Here is a 22,957-nt window from a genome sequence, read left to right as displayed (position 1 = left end):
TCCACGGGCGGCTCATTGCCGGGCCTGCCCGGCCTGGCTCGGAAGTCGCCGGTCAGGCTGCCAGGGCACATCGAGGACAGACGGCTGAGGAATGTCCCTCGGCTGTGCCCTGAATCTCTGTGGCGAGGCCTGTGTCCTGCCCGGCAGCAGGCGCCCGCGTCCGCATCGCGCCCGACGCGTCCTTCGCGCCTCTGGGATGAATCCTTACTCCACGTAATTTCAGACGGCATAGGACGCACCCACGGCGGGGCCTCCGGTCAGCTCGTGGCGATCGTCTTGAGGATGAGTTCACGCAAGGGCGCGAGCCTCGTGCGGGCGGTGCCGTTGTGCACGGCATTGGTGGAGAGGACGACGTACCGGCCGGTGGCGGGGGCGAGGTAGAGGCTCGTACCGGTGAAACCGTGGTGGTAGGCGATCGTGTCGCCGCCGGCGAGGATCCACCCCAGGCCACGGTGCAGGCCCGGCTCGATCTCGGCGTGGGGGGTCATACTGGCCCGCAGCCAGGTACCGAGGGGGTTGTCCGGCCGGGGGTCGAGGAGGGCGTCGGCGTAGGTGGCCAGATCGTCGGCAGTGGAGAAGGCCCCGGCGTGCCCGGCGGTCCCGCCCATGGTGGCCGCGTTCTCGTCGTGGACGGTCCCCCACAGGCGGGCTGCTCCCGGCCGCTGTTCGGTGGGAGCGATCCTCTGCGTGGACGGCAGCGGACCGTACTCGGTGTCCTCCATGCCCAGCTTCTCCCACAGGTCCGCGGCCAGGAGGTTCAGGTGCCGCTGGTAGACGTGTGCGAGTGCGTACCCGAGGAGGATGAATCCGCGGTTGATGTACTGGTGGGCGCCGGGGGCGGATTCGATCGGCTCGCGTGCGATCAGTTCGTGCAGCGGCCGGTCGGCGCCGGCGTAGAGGTCGAGCCGGGTCGCGGCTCGCAGGCCGGAGGTGTGGGACAGCAGCTCGCGGACGGTCGCGGCGGAGCTCGGCGCCGGACCGTCCATCGTGGGGAGGAACTCCCGCACCGGGGTGTCCAGGTGGATGAGGCCCGCGTCCAGGGCGCGGCCGACCAGCGGCCAGGTCGCGACGACTTTCGTCAGCGAGGCGATGTCGTAGACCGTGCCTCCGTCCGGGGCCTGACCGCTGGTCTCCGGGGAGACCACGCCGGCGGACAGGACGGTGCGGTCCCGGCCGGCCGTACCGCACACCACGACACCCCCGGGGCTCGCGCCGTCGGCGATGGCCTGGCGCAGGCCGCCGTGTAGGAGGCCGGTGTCGGCGGTGGTGAACGGTAGGGCCTGGCGCATGTTCTAGTCCTCCGGTTCGGTGCTGATCACTGCCCCCAGCGTGGCGAGGCCGCCGAGCAAGTGGCCGTAGCCACGCCGGAGATGGTGCAGACCCCGGATCGTAGAGGTGCCGTCGACGGCCAGGGCGGCGATCAGCAGGGCGGTGACCGCGCGGATGTCGGCAGCTTCCACCTCGGCCGCCCGCAGAGGCCTACCGCCCTGGATACGGATGAGGTTGCCGGTTGAGTGGATGCTCGCGCCGAAGGCCCGTAGCGGCTCGATGTGAGTGTCGCGCTGGGGGTAGATGCGTTCCCGGATGAGGGAGGTGCCCTGGGCTTGGGTGACCATTGCGGCGAGCTGGGGCGCGGTGTCGGTAGGCAGGCCGGGGTGCGGTCCGGTCTGGGTTTCGATGGCCGTCAGCGGCCCGGAGCTCACGCCCACGGCCGAACGCCCCTGTCGGCCCGGCTGGTGCGGGTGTGCGGCGGCCCGGGTGAGGATGAGGCCGGCCTTTCCGAGCGGGACGGTCAGCCCATCGGGCAGGTCGGCGAGAGCGATGCCGTCGAGGGTTACGGTGCCGCCGGTCGCGGCGGCGGCCATGGCGACGGTGGCGGCCTCGATGCGGTCCCCGGCGATGGTGAAGGTTCCGCCGGGGATGAAGTCGGTGCCGGTGACCGTGAGGCTGTCCGCGTCGAAGGCGATGCCGACGCCGCGCTCGGACAGGAAGCGGGCCGTCTCGGTGACCTCGGGTTCGATGCTCGGGCTGGTGATGAGCGAAGTGCCCTCGGCGCGGGCGGCCAGCAGCATGGCGGTGACGGTGGCGCCGAGCGAGGGCCCGTACGGCGTGTTCACGTCCACGGTGAAGGGGCGGACACCATGGGTGCCGGTGAACGCGCGGACTCCGGTGTCGGAGGTGATGACGTCGGCTCCGGCGGCCTGCATCGCGGCCAGATGCCTGTCGATGAGCCGGGGGCAGAAGGCGTCGCCGCCGGGGTAGGGGAAGGAGACGATGCCGGTGCGGGCCAAGACGGCGGCGGCGAGAACGGCCGTGGTGCGGACATGGTGGCCGATGATGGGGTGGATGACCGAGCACATCTGAGCGGTTGGCTCGGTAGTGAAGGTGGCGCCGTCAAAGTCAGCGCCCATGCCGGTGTGCTGGAGGATCCGGGCGCACACGCCGGTGTCCACGACGGCGGGCGCGTTGTGCAGGGTGACGGCGGCGTCGGCGAGCATGGCCGCCGCATACAGGTGGAGGGCGATGTTCTTACTGCCCTGCACCGGATAGCGGCCCGACAGCGGGGTGCCACCGGTGACCTTGACCAGGGAGTCCGGGGTCATGGCGGTCACCTGGCCCGGGAGCCGGCGGGGAGAAAGCCGCCGATCTGGTTGCGGGGGTAGAGGCTGGTGCCGGGGCCGATGAGGGTTCCCGGGGAGAGCGTGGTCCCGGCCGGGAGGGCGACCTCGTCGCCGATGACGGCTCCGAACTTCGTCTGACCGGTGCCGATCCGCCGACCGCCGAGGTTGATCGTGATCTCCTCGATAGCCGGTTCGGCGACCGGGCCGCCGTCACAACGCATACCGGTGGTGGAGCAGAACGCACCGAGGTTGACGCAGCGGCCGACTACGGAGTCCCCGACGAAGCAGGCGTGCTTGGCGAAGATGTGCCCGGCCAGCAGGCTGCGGGTGATCTCCGCGTTGAAGCCGATGCGGCAGCCGGGCCCGATCACCGCATGCCCGCGGATCAGGGCGCCGGCGGAGATCACGGAGCCAGTACAGATGAGGACGGGCCCTGTGACCATGGCGCCCTTCTCGATGCGGGCGCCTGCCTGCACGATGACGTCGCCCTCGACGAGGGCACCGGGCGAGATGTGGCCGCCCCGGTCGGTGTTCAGGCCGGACGCGGCGGGGTCGTCCAGGTCGGCGGTCAGCAGCGGCTTGACGTCGAAGACGGTCGTGCAGCGGGCGAGCAGGCCAGTGACGTAGCCGCCCAGGCCATCGGGGTCGAGGTAGTAGCCCGTGGTGAGCCGGATGTCCGTCGTCTCGGCGTCGGGGGGAGCGGTGATGTGTCGCACGGAAACCTCCCAGGTGAGGGGTACGGGAAGCGAGCGAAGTGGGACTTGGGCTCCAGCACCCGGCGCATATGCGGCAAGCCGGGTGCCGGAGCGGTCTACACGCCGTCCTCGGCGAAGCCGGTGTCGTCAGTGCTGAGCGAGGGACCCGCCATGAGGCCGGCGGCGGTGCTGAACTCGCTGTGGGCGAGGATGCCGAGCAATGGTGAGTCCGGTGGCGGTCCCGAGCGCACACAGCCACGACAAGACCGTCTCCAGGGGTTCCGGTAACCCGGGGCGGCTCATGCCGCCGACCGGTTGTTCAGAGCCGCCTGCCGCTGGTCGATGGCCTGCTCCAGCTGGATGCTCAGCAGCTCCACCCGGCCGGGCCCAACCCGCAACACGGACGGCTCGGTGGACCCGTCGCGAAGCACGACCTCCACAGGCAGCAGCAACTCCCCCGAGACGCGGTCGTAGAGCAGGTCCCGGTCGGCCGGGACGACGTGGGCGACGAACGGAGCAGCACCTCCAGGCGCCTGACCGCGGAGGGCGGCCTGCGGCACCTCGTCGGCGGAGGCGGTGTGCGACGCCTCTTCGCCCGCCGACGGCAGTGCGGCCTCGCAGGCATTGGGGTTCAGAGCGGACTTCATGGCCACCGTTGATGTCCTTTCGCATCCGGGCATCACGAACAGGCCCTGAACTGGGCCGATTCGAGCCAATCGAGGTTGGTGCGGGTGACGTTCAGTCAACGGCCGTTCGCAGTACTGGGACAGAGCCCACGATGTAGTCCTGCGTAATCCCGCGTAATCCAGGTGGGGAGGGTGACGGGGTGCCGAAGAACCCGGCCGTCGCGGAACTGATCAGGCGGGCGTGTGAGGCGCGGGGCTGGGGTCCTTCCGACCTCGCGCGTGCTTTAGGCCTGGCGGAGAGTGGTGATCCGCGTCGTCTGCAGCGCCAGCACGCGCGCCGTTGGATCGAGGGCGAGCGGACACCGGATCACTGGTGGCCCTACATCGCCCAGGTGTTGGGGCTGGATGCCGAGGTGATCAACCTTCCAGAGGCCATGCCGGTGGCGCTCCACGCCGATACCGTGGCATCAGTCCTACACCTGGGAAGGAGCGACGTGGACCGCCGGAACTTCATCATCGCGTCCAGCGGATACGCCCTGTCTGCCCTCGGGCTGCCCGACATGGACAGCATCACCCGCAGGACCAAGTCCGTCCATCCGGGAGCTGTCCGCGTCGGCCGGGGCGAGGTGGCCGCAGTAGGCCACATGGTGAAGGCCCTCGGCGACTCAGCCTCCGAACTCGGCGGCGGCCACGCCCGCCACCTGGCCGTTCGCTACCTCATCCAGGACGTCGCCCCCTGGCTGGAAGGCCGCTTCACCGAAGCCACCGGACGCGAGCTGTTCGCCGCGGCATCCCAGCTCGTCCACCTCGCTGGCTGGATGGCGCAGGACGAAGGCGACACCCCCGAACTGCGCGGGCTCGCCCAGGGCTACTACGCCCACTCCTTCCGGCTGGCCGCCGAGGCCGGCGATCCGGAACTGTCAGCCACCGCTCTGCGAGGGCTCGCCGTCCAGTGCATCGAGCTGGGTTACCGAGCCGAGGCCGTCCAGCTCGGCGAGGCCTGTGTGGAGTACGGCCGACACCTCCCCAACCCGCGTGCCGTCGCCTACTACGAAGCCACCCTCGCCAACGCCGCCGCGCAAGACGACGACCGTCGCATGGCCACCAAACACCTCGCCATGTCCGAGACCGCCATCGGCAAACCGGCAACCGCGGGCGGCGACTCCTGGGCAGCCCACTACTCCCCCGGCCGCTGGGCCCACGAGTCCGGCATGATCCTCTCCCGTCTCGGCGACCTCGACGCCGCCGGAGAACACCTCCACCTCGCCCTCGACATCCACGGCCTCGACCGCCGCCGCACCCGCGCCATCGTCCTCGCCGACCTCGGCGGCGTACGACTGCGCCAAGGCGACGTGGACGGCGCCATGGCGACCTGGCGCGATTTCCTCGACTGCGCCGACGGCATCCGCTCGGTGAAGGTCCAGGCCGCCCTGCAAGACATGCGCGTCCGCCTGCGGCGGTACAGCGGGGTTCCGGAGGCCCAGGAGCTCCGCGAGCGATCGGCCCACGTCACTGGCTGACGGAGTGCCGAAGGCTTGGCGGGTGGTCCGGGTGATCCAGTCCAGGCCCTCAGCTCGGTCGGCATCGAGGACTCCCTCCGCATCCAGACCGGCGTTCACACCCCGGCCCAAGCGCCGCCGGCCACCGCCTCCACGAGGCCGGACACCAGCCGTACTGCCTCGTCTGGCCCTGACCGACCAGCCACCTCCTACTAGTGCTGTGGCCGGGAAGGTTTGCCGGGTTGCGTCGTCCGGTGCATGGGGTCTCCCCAGGCCCGCAGAGCCTGGGGGAAGCATCGCAAGGCGGAGGGCCGCGGCTCGTACGGGACGTACTTGCGCGGTCCGACAACCTGGGGGTCCCCCCGGACGGAGTCTGGGGGATGAGGCGCCGTACCGGGCGTCGTGACCCGGTGAACCTTTCCGGTCACAGCACTAGACGCCCGCGCGCAGGGTTTCGGCGGGCAGGATGCGGGCGGCCGCCAGGGCCGGGTAGAGGCCTGCGGCCAGGCCCACCACGAGGCCGACCAGCGGGCCCGCGGTGGTGAGGGCGGGGTCGAGGACCACCAGCCAGTTCTTGGCCAGGCACGTCACCGCGGTGATCTGGATGCCGAGCACCGTGCCCACCACACCGCCGGCCAGCCCGACCAGGCCGCTCTCGATGCAGAACTGACCGGCGACCGCCCGCCGCGAGGCGCCCAGGGCCCGGCGCAGGCCGATCTCGGAGCGCCGCTCCAGCACGGACACGTAGGCGGTGTTGCTGACGCCGAGCGCGCCCACACCGAGGGAGACGGCGGCCAGGCCCAGGAACAGGGCCCGGGTCTGCGACTCGACACCCCGGCGCAGGGACCGGGGGTCGGGCGGCACCAGCGCGACGAGCTTGTCCGGGGCGCCCGGGGCCAGGGCGAAGGGAGCCTCGTCGCCGACCTGGTCGGCGGCGCCCAGATCCGTACGAATGATCATTTCCGCGGGGGCGAAGCTCAGTCCCGCCGGGTCCTGCAGTGCGGCCCAGTACGGGATGACCACCGAGCCGGTGAGGTTCGTGTCGCCGGTGGGGGCGCGGAAGACACCGAGCACGGTGAAGGCGACCCCGTTGACGTGGATCACCGAGTTGCCCGCCCCGCCGTCCACGGTCAGCCGGGACGCGGCGGCCGTATCGATCAGCGCCACCCGTTCGCGCCGGGCGTCGTGCCCCGTGTCGAACCAGCGGCCCTGCGTGAGCTCGGCCGACATGGCGAGCAGCGCTTCGGGCTGCGCGGCCATGACCGTGCTCTCGGGCAGGTCGTTCACCTTGCCGCCGGGCAGCCGCGAGACGGCCGGCTGCTCGCCGGCCCTGCTGACCAGACCGGCGCTGCGGACACCGTTGAGGTCGCGCACCCGCTGGGTGTCGGCGCCGTCGGGCCGCGGCCGGACCCCGGCCACGGCCTCCGACGGATACTTGACCGTCACCCGCGTCGCCTTGAGGGCGTCGAACTGGTCGGAGACGGCGCCGGCCGCACTGGCCGTGATGCCGAGCGTGGCGAGGGCGGCGGCCAGCCCCACGGAGATCCCCACCATGGTGAGCAGCGTGCGGAACCGGCGGCCGAACAGCGCGAGGAACGCCTGGACGAGCAGATCCGCCGCCGACGTACGGGGGCGCCCGGGCGGCCGGCCCGCCGCACGCCTACGCGACACGGCCGTCCACCACCTTGAAGACGTGGTCGGCCCTGGCCGCGACGTCCGGTTCGTGCGTGACCACGACCACGGCCCGGTCCTGCGCGACCAGTCCGGCCAGCAGATCCATGACGCGGGCCGAGTTGGCGGTGTCCAGGTTGCCGGTCGGCTCGTCGCACAGGACGACCGCGGGCCGGTGGACGATGGCCCGCGCGACCGCGACCCGCTGCCGCTCTCCGCCGGAGAGGGTGGTGGGCTTGACGTCGAGCCGGTGCCCGAGGCCCACGGACTCCAGCGCCCGCACGGCCTGCGGCCGCCGCTGGGCGCGCGGCACGCCCAGGTGCACCAGGGGCAGGGCCACGTTCTGCACGCAGGTCAGGTGCGGGACCAGGTGGAAGGCCTGGAAGACGAAGCCGAGCGTCGAGGCCCGCAGGGCGGTGCGGGCCCGTTCGGACAGGGCGGTGGTGTCGTTGCCCTGCAGCAGGTACCGGCCGCGGGTCGGGACGTCGAGCAGTCCGAGCACGCTCAGCAGCGTGGACTTCCCGGAACCCGAGGGGCCGACGATGGCCGCGAGCCGGCCGGGCCGGATGTCGAGCGTGACGTCGGCCAGCGCGTGCACGGGCGGCGGTCCCGGATACGTCTTCGCGATGCCGGTCATCTCGATGACGGGGGCCGGATCGTCCTCAGTCATCGGTACCTCCCGAGGCGCCGCCGGAGCCGCCGCCCGCAGCGTTTCCGCGGCGGACGAGGACGACCGTCTGGCCGGCGGCGAGGTTCTCGTCGAGCGCGTGGACCGCGCTGAGGCCCTCATGGGTGAACAGCACCTCGACCGGGATGTTCCGCTCCTTGCCGCCCTCGGTGACGGTGACCGTCGACGAGCCGCCGAGGTCGGTCCAGACGGCCGACACCGGGACGGTCAGCGCGCCCTTGGGGCTGCGCCGGAGTTCGACGCTGATCTGCTGGGTCGAGCCCTCCTTGGCCTCCGCGCCGGTGGGTACGAACAGGGCCTCGTGCTGGCCGCCCGCGGTGCCGGAGCCGTTGCCGTTGCCGGCACCCGCACCGTTACCCGCTCCCGCTCCCGCCGCCGCTCCCGCCGTCCCGGCCGCGGCCGCGCCGTCCTGTCCCCCGCTCTTGCCCTGCTGGTCGCCGCTCTTGCCGTCCGAGGGGCTGTTGAGGGAGCCCAGGGTGCCTTCCCGGCCCTCGTACGGGCCGGTGCCGAAGCGGATGACCGCGTCGGCCGGCAGATCGCGCAGCTGCGTGCGCTGGTCCGCGCTGAGGGCGGCCCGCACCTGGCGGCCGCCGCTGCCGAGGACGGCGAGCGGCTTGTCGGCCGCGTCGCCGACCGCCGCGGTGACCTGCACCACCGTGGCCGGCAGGGCGCTGACGTACGCGACCTCCGCGGCCGGCAGCACCTCACCGGGCTTGGCCGGCCCGGCGGCGGGCGGCGTGTCCGCACCGCGGGCGGGCGGCGCGCTCGCGCCACCCGTGCCACCCGTGCCACCCGTACCGCCCGTGCCGTTCGTGCCGCCCGTGCCGTTCGCGCCGGGGGCCGCTCCGGTGCCGCCGTCGGTCTCCGCGCCGCCCCGGGGAGCCGTGCCGCCTCCCGGGGACGCCCCGCCTCCACGGGCCGTGCCGGAGGTGGAACCGCTGCCGCCGGTGGTGCTCTGCCCCTGCCCTGCGGGCGCCTCGTACCCGGCCGCCACGTACAGCTTGCGCACCGCCTCGACGGTGGCCGGGCCGTACGTGCCGTTCACCGCCGTCCCGTACAACGGCTGCAGCGCGCGCTGCAGTTGCTGCACGTCCGGCCCCTTGTCGCCCGCCTTCAGGTCCCGGTACGCGGGGAAGCGCCCCGGGAGCAGCAGGACCGGCCGGCCCGACACCTCCGCGACGACCGCCCCGGCCTTGAGGCTCTTGCCCGCGGCCGCGGGCAGGGCCGTCACGACCGCGCGGCTGGTGCCCTGCGGCTGGACGCCGGTAATGGTGGTGCGGGAGGCCGTCTCGACCTTCCCGGTCAGCTCCAGCCGCTCGACGAGCTGCTGGTCGGAGACCTTCCCCGTGATCTGGGAGGGCGGGGGCGCGGCAGCGTTCGAGGCACGCTGCTCCGGGGTCCTGGCCTGGGAGGCGATCCACCAGACGGAACCGGAGCTGCCGAAAAGCACGACGACGACGGCGGCGACCACCAGGCCCCGCCTGGACCTCTGCCGCACACTCGTCGCGACCGTCGCGACCGCACCGGACGGCTCGGCCGCCACCTGTGTCTCATCGGGGTGTTCGAGGCTCATGACAGTATTAGGACGTCTCTCGCAGTAGATCCTGGGCCTTGCCCTTGGCCTTCGTGATGAGTTCCAGCCACGCCGTGATCTCCGCTTCGTGCTTCACCAGCGAAGCGGCCGAGGCCTTGCTCTTGGCCTCCCGCGCCTTCGTGTTGAGACCGACCTGCGTGGCGCACCCGGCATCGGTGGTGGCCTGCTTGATCTCGGCACGCTGCGCGTTGTCCAGCGCCGCGGTGTCACCGTCGGGAATATTCGCGTAATGCGTGAGCGCCGATTCCCGCGCCTTCTCCGGAGTCGCTATTTCCGGATAGCCGCCGGACTTCATGCAGGAGGCCCACTCGGAGAGCGCTTTCTGATATCCGTCGTCGTCGGCGAGGATATGCGCGCCGTTCTGCTTGACGCTGTTGTAGACCGTCCAGTTGAGCCGGAGGTATTCCTTCACGTCCCCGTACACGGCCTTGAGGGTTTCACCGCGGCAGCCCTTCGACGGCACCATGACCTTGCCGCCTCCGAAGTCGAACTCCACACCGCCCTCGGGCTTGTCGACGTACCCGTCCATGGCCATGCTGTGCGCCCGCTTGACGTCCTCGGGCAGCGCGTCGAAGTCGTCCGGGCCCTCCTGGGCCTTCTGGTTGTCCGACCTGCGCGGGTCCGCCCCGTAGCCCACGGTGCGCGCGGTCTCGGCCGACGGCGAGAGGTCCTCGCTGCGCTTCTTGCCGGTGTTGGTGGCAGATCCGCTCGCCGGGAAGACCTTGAAACCCTTGTCGTTCATGCACTTGCGGATCAGTTTGGACTCCGCGTCACGCTCCTGGTCCAGCGCCGCGTTGGCGCTGTCGAGGGCCGTCTGCGCCCTGCGGGCCGTCTCCATGTCCTGCGGGGCCTCCTCCGAGCAGGCAGAGGCGGCTGCGCCCAGCAGCACCGTCACCGCGATCGCCGTCATACCCCGGGTGCGCTTCTTCAATGTCCGTGTCCTCTTGAAGGTGCGGCCGGGCCGCCTCGCGACGCGGGGCGACCCGGCCTTCAGGCGGTGATCAGCAGCCGTTGCCGTCGTTCAGGGTGTTGCTCGCGCCGTCGTCGTTGGCGTCCCAGTAGTAGTTCACGGAACCGCCGGGGACGAGGCAGATCTCCACGCCCCACGACATCCAGCGACCGCCGTAGGTCTTGGACGACTGACCGCGGCGGTTCCACCAGGAGCTGTCGGCCTCGTAGATGGCCGGCATGTCGATGTCCCAGCGGGCGGACTCGTACTTCGTCCGGTACATCGAGTTGTCCGTGCTGTAGTTGCTGTCCTTGTAGATGCAGAAGTTGCCGTCGTAACACGCACGGTCCACGGCCGCTGCGGACGGTGCCGCGGCGATGACGCCCGCCACGGCCGCCATCGCGATGAATCCGGCCGAAATCCTCTTACTGAGCACTCGTGACTCCCCCTTGTCGGGTGGTGACTGATGCAGTGAGAGGGCAGGGCAGCCGAAGCCCTTCCCCCCGGTCGGCTGAGATCAGGCTAGGCCACACCCACTGGAAACAAAAGGTCAATTCGCTTTACCCAAGAGGCTGTTGATGATTGGAATTGATCATTCACCGATCGATTCCCACGGTGCGAATCCAACATTCCGGCGCACCGCCACCCCCTGCGGAAAATGGGGACTGCGCAGGTCAGCCCCACGGGCACCGGGCCGGGGCGGCGGCGCGGCGACGGAGCCGCCCCACCCGGATGCACACGGTCCGGAAAACCTCGAACACGCCCTGAAAATCGACGCGTTCACGACCCGCGGCACGCCCGGAAGGCCGAAACCCGTGGAGTGGCCACGCGCCCCCTCCGTAGGGTGGCCCGATGGAGACGCACGTACGGCTGGAGCCCTGGTCCGCCGGAGACTTCTGGCTGCTGGAGCGCAAAAACGAGCCGGCCATGACCCGTTTCCTGGGCGGCCCCGAGCCGGCCGCGAAGCTCGTCGACCGACAGCGGCGCTACGAGGCCCTGAGCGCGCGGGAGCCGGCCGCAGGCCGGATGTTCCGCGTCGTGTGGACCCCGGACGGGGAGGGCCCCGCCGCCGGCGGACGCACCGAGAGCGTCGGATCCGTCGGCTTCTGGGAGCGGGAGTGGCAGGGCGAGCCGGTCTACGAGTCCGGCTGGGGCATCCTGCCCGAGTTCCAGGGCCACGGACTGGCCGCGGCGGCCCTCACGGAACTCCTGGCGTACGTCCGCGCCCACGGCTCCCGCGGCAGCGTCCACGCCTTCCCCGGCACCGACCACCCGGCGTCCAACGCGGTGTGCCGGCGGGCCGGCTTCGAGTACCTGGGCGACGTCGACTTCGAGTACCCGCCCGGTGTGCCCCACCCGAGCTGCGACTGGCGCTACCGGGTGGGGCGTCCGCAGGGCGGCCTCACGCCGTCAGGATGATGCGGCCGCGGACCCCGGGCGTGCCGAGGTGGGCGTGCGCCTTCGCGACCTCGCCGAGCGGGAAGGTGTCCGCGACCCGCAGGGTCAGCGCACCCGCGTCGACCAGGGCCACCAGGCGGGCCAGGTGCGCTCCGTCCGCCGCGACCTCCTGCTCCACGACCCGGACGCCGCGCTCCGCCGCCGGGGCGTGGTTCGGGATCAGGCCCACGTAGACCCCGCCGTCGCGTACGGAGCCCAGCACGGCCCCGCCCAGCACCGCCGCGTCCAGGACCCCGTCCACGGGCCCGGCCGGAACCTCGCCGCGCGGGACGAACCCGGTGGCGCCCAGGGACCGTACGAACTCCTCGTCCTCGGCGCCCGCCAGGGCCGTCACCGCCAGGCCCGCCCGCACGGCGAGCTGGACGGCCAGGCCGCCGACGACGCCCGCGGCTCCGGTGATCAGCACCGAGGAACCGGGGGCGAGCCCCAGCAGGTCCACGGCGCGGGCGGCGGTGAGGCCGGCCAGCGGGAGCCCGGCCGCGGCCACCGCGTCCACGGCGACCGGGGCGGACGCGACGGCGGCGGCGTCGAGCACCACGTACTGCGCGTGCGTGCCCAGCGGCTTCACCTGCCCGTAGTGCAGGCCCACGACCCGGTCGCCGGTGCGCAGGCCGGTCACGCCGGCGCCGATCTCGTCGATCTCCCCCGACACGTCCCAGCCGAGGCCGAGCCGCTGCCCGGCGCCGCCGAAGATCCCGGCACGGACCGCGCCGTCCACCGGGTTGAGCCCGGCGGCGGTGACCTTGACACGGACCTGGCCGGCCGCGGGGCGGGGCACCGGGACCTCGGCCAGTTCGACCTGCTCCGGGCCACCGAACCCGGTCACCACGGCCGCCAGCATCGTCTGCTCGCTCATCTTCATCTCTCCCGTTCGCCGATGCGCTCGTTCGCCCGCTCATTCGTTCGCGTGTTCACGTGTTCGCGCGCTTCCGATGAGCACTAACTTAGGGAGAGGTACTCTCTTTTCGTAAGTACGCACTCGAAGGTGCGTACCCAACCCGGAAGTGGGGCACCCATGGCCACCAGCACCGCCGCGGCCCGCCGCGAGGAAGCCCGTTTCGCCTACGACGCCTTCCTCAAGGAGTGCCCCACCGGCCAGCTCCTGGCCCGCATCAGCGACAAGTGGGTCGGCCTCATCGTCAGCGCCCTCGGCCAGGCCGAGAACCGCTCCATGCGCTACAGCGACCTCGGCCGCAAGATCCCCGGCGTCAGCCAGAAGATGCTCACCCAGACCCTCCGCTCCCTCGAACGCGACGGCCTCGTCACCCGCACCGTCACCCCCACCGTCCCCGCCCGCGTCGACTACCGGCTCACCGACCTCGGCAGCAGCCTCGGCTGCCTCCTGTCCTCCGTGAAGCTCTGGGCCGAAAACCACTTCGACGAGGTCAGCACCCACCGCACCACCTACGACCAGGCCACCACGACGTCATAATTCGGCCGCGGCCACCGCCCCGGAAATGGCATGCTGAGCAGGTGAACGGACCCGGCATTCAGCTCACCCTCGCCCCCGAACTGCGCCTCTTCGCCCCGCCCAGCCGGCGCGCCGAACGCGTACCGACCACCACCGACGGCGCCTCCAGCCTCGGCCACGTCGTCGAATCGGCCGGCGTCCCGCTCACCGAAGTCGGCCGCCTCCTCGTCGACGGCCACGAGGTACCCGTCTCCTACGTGCCCCAGGACGGCCAGAACGTCGAGGTGTACGGCGTCGAGCGGCCCCAACAGGTCCCCGGCGCCCCGCTCCGCTTCCTCCTCGACGTCCACCTCGGCACCCTCGCCCGCCGCCTGCGCCTGCTCGGCGTCGACGCCGCCTACGAGAACGAGGACATCGGCGACCCCGCCCTCGCCACCCGCTCCGCGGCCGAACGGCGCGTCCTGCTCTCCCGCGACCGCGGACTGCTGCGCCGCCGCGAGCTGTTCGCCGGCGCGTACGTCTACAGCGACAACCCCGACGAGCAACTGCGCGACGTACTGGGCCGGTTCGCGCCCGCCCTCGCACCGTGGACCCGCTGCACCGCCTGCAACGGCCCGCTCCACGAGGCCGACAAGGAGAGCGTCGGCGACCGCCTGGAACACGGCACGCACCGCTCCTACGACGTGTTCGCGCAGTGCACCGAGTGCGAGCGCGTCTACTGGCGCGGCGCCCACCACGCCCGCCTGGAACGGATCGTCGACGAGGCCCTCGTGGAATTCGGCAGCGCCTGAGCCGTGTCCGGGCGGGCGGGCCGGCCAGCCGGCCCGGACCGGTCGGCCCGGCCCGGGCCCGAGCCTTCGGACCCTGCGCGCCTAGAACGCGTAGGCGTCGCCCGTGTCCAGCGCCAGCACCACGTGCTCGTTGTTGGCGTGGTTCCGGTCCGTCGCCCCACCGTTCCACCACGTGTCGACCCGCACCGCCACCTCCGGCGCCCGCTCCCGCAACTCCAGCATCAGCCCGATGTGCCGCCCCCGCCCGTGCAGCGGCAGCGGTCCCGTCTCGCACACCACCTCGCGCAGACCCGCCCGCGCACAACCCTCCGCCAGCTCCTGCCGGTCCGCGAGCTCCGCCGACAGCCGCACCCGCACCGTCGCGTTCGGCAGCGCGGCGGGCCCGTCGTTCTCCGGGACCAGCCAGATCCGCAGCCGCGCCCCGGACAGGGCCACCCGGCCGTGGTAGGCCACATCGGCCTCCGGCCCGTCCCCCGCCGACGCCTGCGCCGACCCGGGAACACCCGCGCCGAGCGCCAGCAAACCCGCCACCACCACACTTCGTACGGCACCACGGCGCACCGACACCACCTCCTCGCGCGGAGGCTAGCCACCGGCACCCCCGGCCGGTCGGACCATCACACGAACGAGGGCGCGCCCACCCCCATCTGCCGTGCGTACCTTTGAGCCATGCCGATCACCCTCCTGGCCCGCTCCGCCGCCCTCTTCCTCCTCGCCGCACTCCTGGAGATCGGCGGCGCCTGGCTCGTCTGGCAGGGCGTCCGCGCCCACAAGGGCTGGGCCTGGATCGGCGCCGGGATGATCGCCCTCGGGCTCTACGGCTTCGTCGCCACCCTCCAGCCCCAGGGCGACTTCGCCCGCGTCCTCGCCGCCTACGGCGGAGTCTTCGTCGCCGGATCCCTCGTATGGGGCGTCGTCGCCGACGGCTACCGCCCCGACCGCTGGGACATCACCGGAGCCCTGGTCTGCCTCGCCGGCATGGCCGTGATCATGTACGCCCCGCGCGGCCGCTGAGCCCCGCCTATGCTGGCGGGTAATCGCCCGTACGAACGACCGAGGAGCCCGCACATGAGCACGGCCGCCACCCGAACCGCCGTAGTCACCGGCGCGAGCAGCGGCATCGGCGCGGCCACCGCCCGACAGCTCGCCGCAGCCGGCTACCACGTCGTCCTCACCGCCCGCCGCAAGGACCGCATCGAAGCCCTCGCCGCCGAGCTCACCGAAGCCGGCCACCAGGCCACCGCGCACGCCCTCGACGTCACCGACCGCACCGCCGTCGACGCCTTCGCCGCCTCCCTGGCCCGCTGCGACGTACTCGTGAACAACGCCGGCGGCGCCATCGGTGCGGAGCCCGTCGCCACCGGCGACCCCGCCGACTGGCGCACGATGTACGAGGTCAACGTCATCGGCACCCTCCACATCACCCAGGCCCTGCTCCCCGCCCTCACCGCCTCCGGCGACGGCACCGTCGTGGTCCTCTCCTCCACCGCCGGCCACTCCACGTACGAGGGCGGAGCCGGCTACGTCGCCGCCAAGAACGGCGCCCGCGTCCTCGCCGAGACCCTGCGCCTGGAGATCGTCGGCCAGCCCGTACGCGTCATCGAGATCGCCCCGGGCATGGTCAAGACCGAGGAGTTCGCGAAGACCCGCTTCCGCGGCGACGCGGAGAAGGCCGAGAAGGTCTACGCGGGCGTCGCCGAACCCCTCTCCGCCGACGACGTGGCCGACACCATCACCTGGGCCGTGACCCGCCCCAGCCACGTCAACATCGACCTCCTGGTGGTCCGCCCCCGCGCCCAGGCCTCGAACACCAAGGTCCACCGCGAGCTCTAGAGAACCCCCGCCGCCTTCAGGTGCGGCATGAGGGCCGCCGGCTTCAGCCCGGCGGCCCTCGCCGCGTCCAGGGCCCGCTGGAGGTCCGCCGCCAGCGTCGGCGTGAAGTGCAGCAGCACGATGACCCCGGCCTGCAGCCGCGGCGTGGGCGGCGTCTCGCCCCAGCTGGTGAAATCGTGCGTCCAGGTGATCAGCGCCTTCACCCCGCACGCCTTGGCCGCGAGCCGCACGTCGTCGTTCACCGCCCCGTAGGGCGGCCGCAGCAGCTTCGGCGTCCGCCCGAAAGCCGCCTGGAGCCGCTCCCCCGCCCCGCAGACCTCGGCGTCCTTGCCGGCGGCGTCGAGCGCCGTGAGGTCCGGGTGGTTGACGGTGTGGTTCTCGACGCCGGCCCGCCCTTCCTCCGTGAGCCGGGTGAAGTACCCGGTGTCGTACGAGGCCGCCCCGGGCAGCAGGAACAACGAGGCGGGCACCCGCTTCTCCAACAGGATCCGGGCCGCGGCCGGATCGTGGTTCCAGCCGTCGTCGATGGTGATGAAGACGACCTTCTCCCGGGTCGGCACATGCGACACGACGGGCGGCAGCCCCGTCCTCGCCTGGGCGGACCCGGCGGCCCCGAGGGCGAGTGACAACGACGCGAGCGCGGCGGTCAGCACGCGAGATCTCCACATGCGGCACACCTTGGTCTAGACCATTCCGCTGGTCAACCCCCTTGCCTCAAGCGGAAGTTCGCGCCCCGTATCCCTGGAGCCCCACGACGGCGAAGAGCGCGGACGGACGTGCGCGGCGCAATGTGAAATTCCGTCACACGTTCGAGCGATCATCGGGGGACCGGCCAATCCCGCCAGGATTCCGCACCTAAGTTCAGCCGCAGCACGAACGGCCCCCGCCCGGGATCGCAGTCCCGGACGAGGGCCTCACCAACAGGGAAGAAAGGACTTCCTCATGGCTGAACAGGACCCTAGCGCCGCCGCACGCTTCATGGACCTCACCGACCCCCGCCACGCCTACATGTTCGGCTTCCTCCAGGCCGACGGGCACCTCGCACAGGGCGCAGGGCAGAAAGGGCACCTGAGTATCGAGATCAGCGAGCGGGACATCCACATCCTGCGCGACTTCCAAGCCCTCACCCCGTACCACAGCTCCATCACCCAGCGCACGAGGGCAACTAACTTCGCCGAGTCCCACACTTCTGCGACGTGGACCCTCTGCTCGCTCGAAGCCCGGAGCGCGATCAACAGGCTCGGAATGCCCTATGGACGCAAGTCGATGACGATCAAGCCGCCCCGCGTGGAGTTCTCGCGCCGCGACTACCTCCGAGGGGTCATCGACGCCGACGGGTCCGTCGGCTACACGGGCAAGGGCCTTCCGTTCGTCTCGCTCACCACCGCCAGCACGGCAGTGGGTGCATACCTGTGCCACTTCACCAAGAAGGTCACCGGGGCACAGCGGACCATCAAGCGCAACGCCCGGGACGCGATCTACAACATCCTCTACACGAAGGAAGCGGCGGTGGAGCTGGCCGCGCACCTCTACTACGACGGCTGCCTGGGCCTGGAGCGCAAGAAGGCCAAGGCAGCCGAAATCCGAGGCTGGATCCGGCCGGCGGACATGCGGGGCGCTCCGCCCCGTCGGCGCTGGACCCCGAAGGACGACGAGATCCTTCTGCAGTTGAACGACCCCGCGGCGGCCGGAGTCGCCCTCAACCGCACCGAGCAGAGCTGCTCCATGCGCCTTTGGCGCCTGCGCACCGGCAAGGCCTAATAGGTGGTTTCAGAAAGGGGTCGCGTGGGGCACGGCGGCGGATCAGATCCAGTGGTAATTGCTGTCGTCCATGGTCGGTAGCAGTGCCCGGGCAGCATCGAGCGGCGCCGTGGGAGTAACGAGTGCGGCGAGTGGGACCGGTGGGAACAGCGCCTTGTCGGCCGTGTCCTCGTAGTGGTGCCAGGTGAGGTGGCCGGCGCCAGCAGTGTCATCGTGCTCAATGGTGCGCAGACGAGCGCGGGTGGTGTTGTCGATGTGGACGCGGAAGACGAGGTGGAGTTTGCGGGGTGGGGTGCTGCCGGGGCGGGTGACCATGGCGTCCTGGATCCAGGTCAACTGTGGAACGCTGCTCGCCTCTGCGAGGTCCAGGCCCAATTCTTCGTCGAGTTCACGTGCGAGGGCTTGATGGATGGGTTCGCCAGGTTCGACGTTGCCACCTGGCAGGGTGTGCTGGTCCTGGCCGTTCTTCGTGCGGCGGATGAGGGCGATCTCGTCGCCGTTGAACAGGGCTGCGGCTACGCGAATCTTGATATGGGTGAACGGCTCGGCGGAGGTCACTGACTGGTTTCTCCTTCGATGGGCGAGGTGCGGTGGCGCCCCTTGGAGAGGCGGCGCAGGCAGATGATGCAGCACGCGAGTTGCACAAGCCCCTGATGCAGGTCAGCGCGGTGTTCGTAGCGGATCCGCAGGCGCTTGAACTGGTGCAGCCAGGCGAACGAACGCTCGACCACCCAGCGCACCCTGCCGAGACCAGACCCGTGGGCGACGCCCCGGCGGGCGATCATCGGCTTGATGCCGCGCTTCCACAGCAGACGGCGGTACTTGTCGAAGTCATAGCCCCGGTCGGCGTACAGGCGCCGCGGCTTGGTTCGAGGACGTCCCCGGCGCCCTCGAACCGGTGGGACCGCATCCAGCAGCGGCACGAGCTGGGTGACGTCGTGTCGGTTTCCGCCGGTGAGCGTGACCGCGAGCGGGGTTCCATGACGATCGACGATCAGGTGATGCTTGGAGCCGGGGCGGGCGCGGTCGACCGGCGACGGGCCGACGTGATTCCCTCCTTTGAGGGCCCGGACGTGCGAACCGTCCACGGCGCAGTCGTCCAAGTCCAGCAGGACCGCGCCACGCAGCTCGGTCAGCAGGGCGGCGTGCAGACGGGGCCGGACTCCGGCTTCGGTCCAGTCCCGCAGCCGACGCCAGGCCGTCACCCCGGAGCAGCCCACGACCTCGCGTGGCACGTCGCGCCAGGCCACGCCCTTACGCAGGACGTAGACGATGCCGGCCAGGGCGACCCTGTCCGGGACCGGGAGCCGTCCGGGATGGCGGTGCCAGCGCGTTGGCCGCACCGGCAACAGCGGGGCTATCCGATCCCGCAGCTCGTCGGGTACAAGGTTCATGGCCACGACGCTGAAGCTTGCCAAAGAACCTGGTTGAGCACACCGGGCTGGGTCGACATACTCCCCGGATGACCAACACCGGAGCCGAAACCGCTGAGCAAGGCTGGGACGTTCCCTGGTACCGCGTTCGCACAGACCGGTTCATGGCGTCGTTCTTGCCCTGTGCGGTCGAGGATCTGGGCACCGTCCGCAACGTCGACGTCGAGGTGCGGCTGACAGCGGATGACGCACGCTGGAGTGCGACCGTGTTTACCCTTGCTGAGGTCGATCGCCTGATGAAGCGTTGGTCTCGAACGGACGAAGAGCTGGGCGGGCTCTACCCCTGGTGTTCCGACGGCCTGATCGTTCGGGACGCCGACATCGGCAACATGACTCAAGTGCTCGTCGGCCTGCTCGACTCCAGTGCTCTCACGCAGGTCCTCCAGCGACTCGACGAAGAATGACCGCCCCGACCCCATTCTGAAACGATCAGTAAGTAGCAACACGCGGGAGCCCGGACCGATCGCCATCGGTCCGGGCTCCCGCATTCCCCCGACATCCGCGCCCGGGCCTCAGCCCTTGATGCAGATGACCTGCTTGAGCTTGGCCACGACCTGCACGAGGTCGGCCTGCTGGTCGATGACCTGCTCGATGGACTTGTACGCGCCCGGGATCTCGTCCACGACGCCCGAGTCCTTGCGGCACTCGACACCCTTGGTCTGCTCCGCCAGGTCGCGCGTCGAGAACCGCTTCTTCGCCGCCGTCCGGCTCATCTTGCGGCCCGCCCCGTGCGAGGCCGAATTGAAGGACTTCGCGTTGCCGAGTCCCTTCACGATGTACGAGCCCGTGCCCATGGAGCCCGGGATGATCCCGTAGTCACCGCTGCCGGCGCGGATCGCGCCCTTACGCGTGACCAGCAGGTCCATACCGTCGTACCGCTCCTCCGCCACGTAGTTGTGGTGGCAGCTGATCTCGCTGCCGAAGGAGACCTTCGCCTTCCGGAACTCCTTGCGGATGACTTCCTGGGAGAGGCTCATCATCGCGGCGCGGTTGAACCGTGCGTACTCCTGCGCCCAAAAGAGGTCATTGCGGTACGCCTGCATCTCCGGTGTAGCCGCGAGGAAGACCGCGAGGTCACGGTCGACAAGGTTCTGGTTGTGCGAGAGCCCCCGAGCAACGTTGATATGGAAATCCGCCAGCTCATTGCCGATGTTCCGCGATCCGGAGTGCAACATGATCCACACGGAATCGGACATATCAATACAAAGCTCCCAAAAATGATTGCCTCCGCCCAAGCTGCCCATTTGCCGCATAGCCCGGTCCCGCCGGAACTTCACCGCATCCGTGACGTAGTCGAAGCGCTCCCACAGATCCCCGAAGCCCGCCTCCCCGAACCCGTACAGCCGCGACGGGTCCACCGCCTCGCGGTGCATGCCCGCCCCCACCGGAATCGCCCGCTCGATCTTCGACCGCAGCCCCGACAGGTCCCCCGGCAGGTCGTTCGCCGTCAGGGACGTCTTCACCGCCGACATTCCGCAGCCGATGTCCACGCCCACCGCCGCCGGGCAGACCGCGTCCTTCATGGCGATCACCGAGCCGACGGTGGCTCCCTTGCCGTAGTGGACGTCCGGCATGACGGCCAGGCCCTTGATCCAGGGGAGGGTGGCGACGTTGTGCAGCTGCTGCATCGCGCTGTCCTCGACCGACGCCGGGTCGGTCCACATCCGGATCGGGACCTTCGCCCCGGGTACCTCTACATACGACATAAGGAATCAATCCCCCGAAAACTACAGAAAAGTCAGAATGCGCAAAAGCCTCGCTCTTGATCCCAAATACGACAGGGGACCGGCGCCAGCACCAGCGTGTGCGATAGACATTGTGTCCAGCCGCGCCCAAGTCGCGGCAACGCATTTTCCTGACCGTCGGGGGTCCGCCGGTCGAAGGGAGCCAGTGGACGTGCAGCGCAAGGCGGTACGGCGGCGAGTCCTGCCAGGCATCGCGATGCTCACCGCGCTCGCGGCCGGGGCGGCCGGCCTGACCGGGTGCACCAGCGGGAGCGAAGGCCGAAGCACCAGCGACTCGAAGGCCGGCGGCAGCTCCGCCGCGCCCGCCCAACCGGGGAAGTACCGCAGTCTGCCCGCGCCCTGCAAGGCCGGCGCCGACAGCAAGAAGCTCAAGGGCATGCTCCCGGCCGGGGACAGCCTCACCCCCGAGCAGCGCGACCAGATGTACGCCGGTGTCGCGGACGCCTCGTACGACGGCGACCGGCACGTCGGCTGCCGCTGGAGCGGGCAGAGCCCCGAGGAGACGCGGCTGCTGTCGGTCGGCTTCGAGCGCGTGGTCTCGTACGACCGGACCACCGCCAGCGACGACGACAAGGCCAAGCAGGTCTACGTACGCCGGCTCACCGACGCGAAGCTGCCCTTCCCCGGCCCGACCGCGAGCCCCACCCCGGCAGCGCCCACCCCGGCGGCTCCCACCCCCGCCGCGCCGACACCGGCGGCCCCGGCGGCCCCGGTCCAGGGCGCGCCCGCCTCCGGGACGCCGGCGTCACCCGCAGCGAGCCCGTCGGCGCCGGTCGAGCTCGGATCGCGCGTCCTGGAGGACCTCGCCAGCGACGCCTTCCTGGAGGACAAGCTCAGTCCCGCCGGGGCCAGCGCCGCGCAGTCCCGCACCGTGCGCATTGTGTTCCGTACCTCGAACGTCATCGTCACCATCGAGTACAGCGTGCAGCCCGCACTGCCCGGCACGGTCCCGCCGAGCACCGAAACCCAGGCCAAGGCGCGGCAGTTGGCGCAGGCCCTGGCGGAGCGTTTCAGCGAATGAGCGGTGCGCGCCGTGGTCTCGCGTGACGGCGCGCACAGCAGGCGGGTACCCGGTCGGGCTACCGTTGCCCGGGTCCCGCGTCCGAAGAACAACCGACAAACGTACTGAAGGAACCATGCACCGATCAGCCTCGCGCCTCACCCGCGTTCTCGCCTGCGCAGCCGTCCCGGTGATCCTCACCGTCGCCGGGTGTTCGTCCGACTCGGGCAAGGACACGAGCTCGAACGGCGAGAAGAAGTCCGGTTCGTCCTCGTCGGCCAAGCCCAACCCGAAGTCCTCCAAGGTTCTGGAGAAGGCGGCGTTCGCCACGCTGCCGGACCCCTGCAAGGCGCTGGCGACGGCGACGATAGACACGCTCGTCCCGGAGGCGAAGGACAAGAACGGGACGGCGACGAAGTCGAACGACCTGGCCACCCGTGCCAGCTGTTCCTGGAACGGTCTGGACGAGGACGGTCTGAAGGGCTCGCAGTACCGCTGGCTCTCGCTCTCCTTCTTCCGCTACGACTCCCACGCCACCCTCGGTGACGCCAACAAGCGTGCGGAGGAGCAGTACAACAAGGAGGTCGGGACGGCGAAGACCGAGGAGGGCGCGCAGGACCCGCAGACGGAGGCGGTGGCCGGGATCGGCGACCAGGCGACGTCGGTGATCTACAAGGCGAAGAAGGATGTCGACTCCTTCAACACCTCGATCGTGGCGCGCGCCCAGAACGTGGTCATCCGGCTCGACTACAACGGTGCCGCGTACGAGGGGGCCGGTGCGCCGGACCACGGGAAGCTGCTCCAGGACGCGATCGCGGCGGCCAAGGAGGCTGTGACCTCGGTGGACGCGGCCAACAAGGCGCCGGCGGAGCAGCCGCAGTCCCCGCAGCCCCAGTAGGGATGGGCGCGGGGGCCGGCAGGGACGGGTGCGGGGCGGGGCCTCCTGGGGCGCTGACATCGAGTCACCCGTACGCTGTGCCTGCCGCAGCTCGGTAAAGGCGCGGTAAGTACCCAGTACTGAGCACCAGCACGCTGCGCTCGGTATGTGCTCGACAAGGGGAGGGGATCGCGGGTGGCCGCGATGCAACTGACTCGTACGCACCGGATTCTCATAGGCGTGGTGGTCGCGGGTGCCGTGGTCATCGCGGGGATCGGGTTCGCGGGCTCGTACTCCGCGGTGCG

At 70.8% G+C, this 22,957-nt stretch carries 25 protein-coding genes; 10 read left to right on the top strand and 15 right to left on the bottom strand.

The features are described from left to right. Positions 1-257: 257 nt before the first annotated feature. The 4 genes from ACFY0D_RS31090 to ACFY0D_RS31075 form a co-directional block, all read right to left on the bottom strand. The gene (locus ACFY0D_RS31090) at positions 258-1,289 is read right to left on the bottom strand and encodes a serine hydrolase domain-containing protein (RefSeq protein WP_390801310.1); all 1,032 of its coding nucleotides are present in this window, start codon (positions 1,287-1,289) and stop codon (positions 258-260) included. 3 nt (positions 1,290-1,292) lie between these two features. Then, the gene (locus tag ACFY0D_RS31085) at positions 1,293-2,603 is read right to left on the bottom strand and encodes a hypothetical protein (RefSeq protein WP_390801309.1); all 1,311 of its coding nucleotides are present in this window, start codon (positions 2,601-2,603) and stop codon (positions 1,293-1,295) included. A 5-nt stretch (positions 2,604-2,608) separates the two neighbouring features. After that, positions 2,609-3,337: a hypothetical protein gene (locus tag ACFY0D_RS31080; RefSeq protein ID WP_390801308.1), complete on the bottom strand. Its 729-nt coding sequence runs from the start codon at positions 3,335-3,337 to the stop codon at positions 2,609-2,611. A 278-nt stretch (positions 3,338-3,615) separates the two neighbouring features. Beyond that, positions 3,616-3,963 carry a hypothetical protein gene (locus tag ACFY0D_RS31075; RefSeq protein WP_390801307.1) on the bottom strand — a complete coding sequence of 116 codons (348 nt, stop codon included), beginning with the start codon at positions 3,961-3,963 and terminating at the stop codon, positions 3,616-3,618. Positions 3,964-4,436: 473 nt separating this feature from the next. On the opposite strand from ACFY0D_RS31075, the gene ACFY0D_RS31070 reads away from it, so the two are divergent. Further along, on the top strand, positions 4,437-5,462 hold the full coding sequence (locus tag ACFY0D_RS31070) for a tetratricopeptide repeat protein (RefSeq protein ID WP_390801306.1): 1,026 nt from the start codon (positions 4,437-4,439) through the stop codon (positions 5,460-5,462). 411 nt (positions 5,463-5,873) lie between these two features. Here ACFY0D_RS31070 and ACFY0D_RS31065 read toward each other — a convergent pair whose 3' ends face one another. The 5 genes from ACFY0D_RS31065 to ACFY0D_RS31045 all read right to left on the bottom strand — a co-directional run bounded on the left by ACFY0D_RS31065 (position 5,874) and on the right by ACFY0D_RS31045 (position 10,779). After that, a complete protein-coding gene (locus tag ACFY0D_RS31065) occupies positions 5,874-7,112 on the bottom strand; it encodes an ABC transporter permease (protein ID WP_390801305.1) in 1,239 nt (412 codons plus the stop codon). Continuing rightward, positions 7,102-7,782 carry an ABC transporter ATP-binding protein gene (locus ACFY0D_RS31060; RefSeq protein ID WP_390801304.1) on the bottom strand — a complete coding sequence of 227 codons (681 nt, stop codon included), beginning with the start codon at positions 7,780-7,782 and terminating at the stop codon, positions 7,102-7,104. Before ACFY0D_RS31060 ends, ACFY0D_RS31065 begins: the two co-directional genes overlap by 11 nt. After that, the gene (locus ACFY0D_RS31055; RefSeq protein ID WP_390801303.1) at positions 7,775-9,373 is read right to left on the bottom strand and encodes a peptidoglycan-binding protein; all 1,599 of its coding nucleotides are present in this window, start codon (positions 9,371-9,373) and stop codon (positions 7,775-7,777) included. Before ACFY0D_RS31055 ends, ACFY0D_RS31060 begins: the two co-directional genes overlap by 8 nt. A 7-nt stretch (positions 9,374-9,380) precedes the next feature. Beyond that, positions 9,381-10,304: a hypothetical protein gene (locus tag ACFY0D_RS31050; RefSeq protein WP_390801302.1), complete on the bottom strand. Its 924-nt coding sequence runs from the start codon at positions 10,302-10,304 to the stop codon at positions 9,381-9,383. A 91-nt stretch (positions 10,305-10,395) separates the two neighbouring features. Continuing rightward, a complete protein-coding gene (locus ACFY0D_RS31045; RefSeq protein WP_390801301.1) occupies positions 10,396-10,779 on the bottom strand; it encodes a peptidase inhibitor family I36 protein in 384 nt (127 codons plus the stop codon). A gap of 416 nt (positions 10,780-11,195) precedes the next feature. Between ACFY0D_RS31045 and ACFY0D_RS31040 the strand changes: the two genes are divergently transcribed. Then, positions 11,196-11,762, top strand: coding sequence for a GNAT family N-acetyltransferase (locus ACFY0D_RS31040; protein ID WP_390801300.1), 567 nt, complete (start codon positions 11,196-11,198; stop codon positions 11,760-11,762). Here the strand turns inward: ACFY0D_RS31040 and ACFY0D_RS31035 are convergent. Continuing rightward, positions 11,746-12,642, bottom strand: a complete 897-nt coding sequence (locus tag ACFY0D_RS31035; RefSeq protein ID WP_390801398.1) for an NADP-dependent oxidoreductase — start codon at positions 12,640-12,642, stop codon at positions 11,746-11,748. The two genes, ACFY0D_RS31040 and ACFY0D_RS31035, sit on opposite strands and share 17 nt — an antisense overlap. 174 nt (positions 12,643-12,816) lie before the next feature. Between ACFY0D_RS31035 and ACFY0D_RS31030 the strand changes: the two genes are divergently transcribed. Both ACFY0D_RS31030 and ACFY0D_RS31025 read left to right on the top strand, forming a co-directional pair. Then, the gene (locus ACFY0D_RS31030; RefSeq protein WP_390801299.1) at positions 12,817-13,233 is read left to right on the top strand and encodes a winged helix-turn-helix transcriptional regulator; all 417 of its coding nucleotides are present in this window, start codon (positions 12,817-12,819) and stop codon (positions 13,231-13,233) included. 41 nt (positions 13,234-13,274) lie between these two features. Next, positions 13,275-14,003, top strand: coding sequence for a Mut7-C RNAse domain-containing protein (locus ACFY0D_RS31025; RefSeq protein ID WP_390801298.1), 729 nt, complete (start codon positions 13,275-13,277; stop codon positions 14,001-14,003). Positions 14,004-14,084: 81 nt separating this feature from the next. Here the strand turns inward: ACFY0D_RS31025 and ACFY0D_RS31020 are convergent, their stop codons facing one another. After that, positions 14,085-14,534, bottom strand: a complete 450-nt coding sequence (locus tag ACFY0D_RS31020; RefSeq protein ID WP_390801297.1) for a hypothetical protein — start codon at positions 14,532-14,534, stop codon at positions 14,085-14,087. Positions 14,535-14,672: 138 nt separating this feature from the next. On the opposite strand from ACFY0D_RS31020, the gene ACFY0D_RS31015 reads away from it, so the two are divergent. Further along, the gene (locus ACFY0D_RS31015) at positions 14,673-15,017 is read left to right on the top strand and encodes a YnfA family protein (RefSeq protein ID WP_390801296.1); all 345 of its coding nucleotides are present in this window, start codon (positions 14,673-14,675) and stop codon (positions 15,015-15,017) included. A 54-nt stretch (positions 15,018-15,071) separates the two neighbouring features. Then, a complete protein-coding gene (locus tag ACFY0D_RS31010) occupies positions 15,072-15,836 on the top strand; it encodes an SDR family NAD(P)-dependent oxidoreductase (RefSeq protein WP_390801295.1) in 765 nt (254 codons plus the stop codon). Here the strand turns inward: ACFY0D_RS31010 and ACFY0D_RS31005 are convergent. Then, positions 15,833-16,504 carry a polysaccharide deacetylase family protein gene (locus tag ACFY0D_RS31005; protein WP_390801294.1) on the bottom strand — a complete coding sequence of 224 codons (672 nt, stop codon included), beginning with the start codon at positions 16,502-16,504 and terminating at the stop codon, positions 15,833-15,835. The two genes, ACFY0D_RS31010 and ACFY0D_RS31005, sit on opposite strands and share 4 nt — an antisense overlap. Positions 16,505-16,778: 274 nt before the next feature. On the opposite strand from ACFY0D_RS31005, the gene ACFY0D_RS31000 reads away from it, so the two are divergent. After that, a complete protein-coding gene (locus ACFY0D_RS31000) occupies positions 16,779-17,597 on the top strand; it encodes a hypothetical protein (RefSeq protein WP_390801293.1) in 819 nt (272 codons plus the stop codon). Between the two features lie 42 nt (positions 17,598-17,639). On the opposite strand, the gene ACFY0D_RS30995 is transcribed toward ACFY0D_RS31000, so the two are convergent. Beyond that, entirely contained in the window at positions 17,640-18,155 is a 516-nt protein-coding gene (locus tag ACFY0D_RS30995) for an NUDIX hydrolase (RefSeq protein ID WP_390801292.1), read from the bottom strand. Beyond that, positions 18,152-18,991 (bottom strand): IS5 family transposase, encoded by an 840-nt coding sequence (locus ACFY0D_RS30990; RefSeq protein WP_390801291.1) that lies wholly within the window; start codon positions 18,989-18,991, stop codon positions 18,152-18,154. Before ACFY0D_RS30990 ends, ACFY0D_RS30995 begins: the two co-directional genes overlap by 4 nt. Before the next feature lie 68 nt (positions 18,992-19,059). Between ACFY0D_RS30990 and ACFY0D_RS30985 the strand changes: the two genes are divergently transcribed. Further along, entirely contained in the window at positions 19,060-19,434 is a 375-nt protein-coding gene (locus ACFY0D_RS30985; protein ID WP_390801290.1) for a hypothetical protein, read from the top strand. 108 nt (positions 19,435-19,542) lie between these two features. On the opposite strand, the gene ACFY0D_RS30980 is transcribed toward ACFY0D_RS30985, so the two are convergent. After that, positions 19,543-20,736 (bottom strand): RtcB family protein, encoded by a 1,194-nt coding sequence (locus ACFY0D_RS30980; RefSeq protein WP_390801289.1) that lies wholly within the window; start codon positions 20,734-20,736, stop codon positions 19,543-19,545. A 190-nt stretch (positions 20,737-20,926) separates the two neighbouring features. Here ACFY0D_RS30980 and ACFY0D_RS30975 point away from each other — a divergent pair, with 190 nt between their 5' ends. Both ACFY0D_RS30975 and ACFY0D_RS30970 read left to right on the top strand, forming a co-directional pair. After that, entirely contained in the window at positions 20,927-21,796 is an 870-nt protein-coding gene (locus ACFY0D_RS30975) for a DUF3558 domain-containing protein (protein ID WP_390801288.1), read from the top strand. Positions 21,797-21,911: 115 nt separating this feature from the next. Further along, positions 21,912-22,673 (top strand): DUF3558 family protein, encoded by a 762-nt coding sequence (locus tag ACFY0D_RS30970; RefSeq protein WP_390801287.1) that lies wholly within the window; start codon positions 21,912-21,914, stop codon positions 22,671-22,673. The last annotated feature ends 284 nt before the right edge of the window (positions 22,674-22,957 follow it).

Origin of the sequence: Streptomyces sp. NPDC001502 (assembly GCF_042894785.1) — a bacterium.
GTDB lineage: Bacteria > Actinomycetota > Actinomycetes > Streptomycetales > Streptomycetaceae > Streptomyces > Streptomyces kutzneri.
Note: the sequence above shows the minus strand (reverse complement) of the source record. Positions and strands in the feature narration are given on the sequence as shown.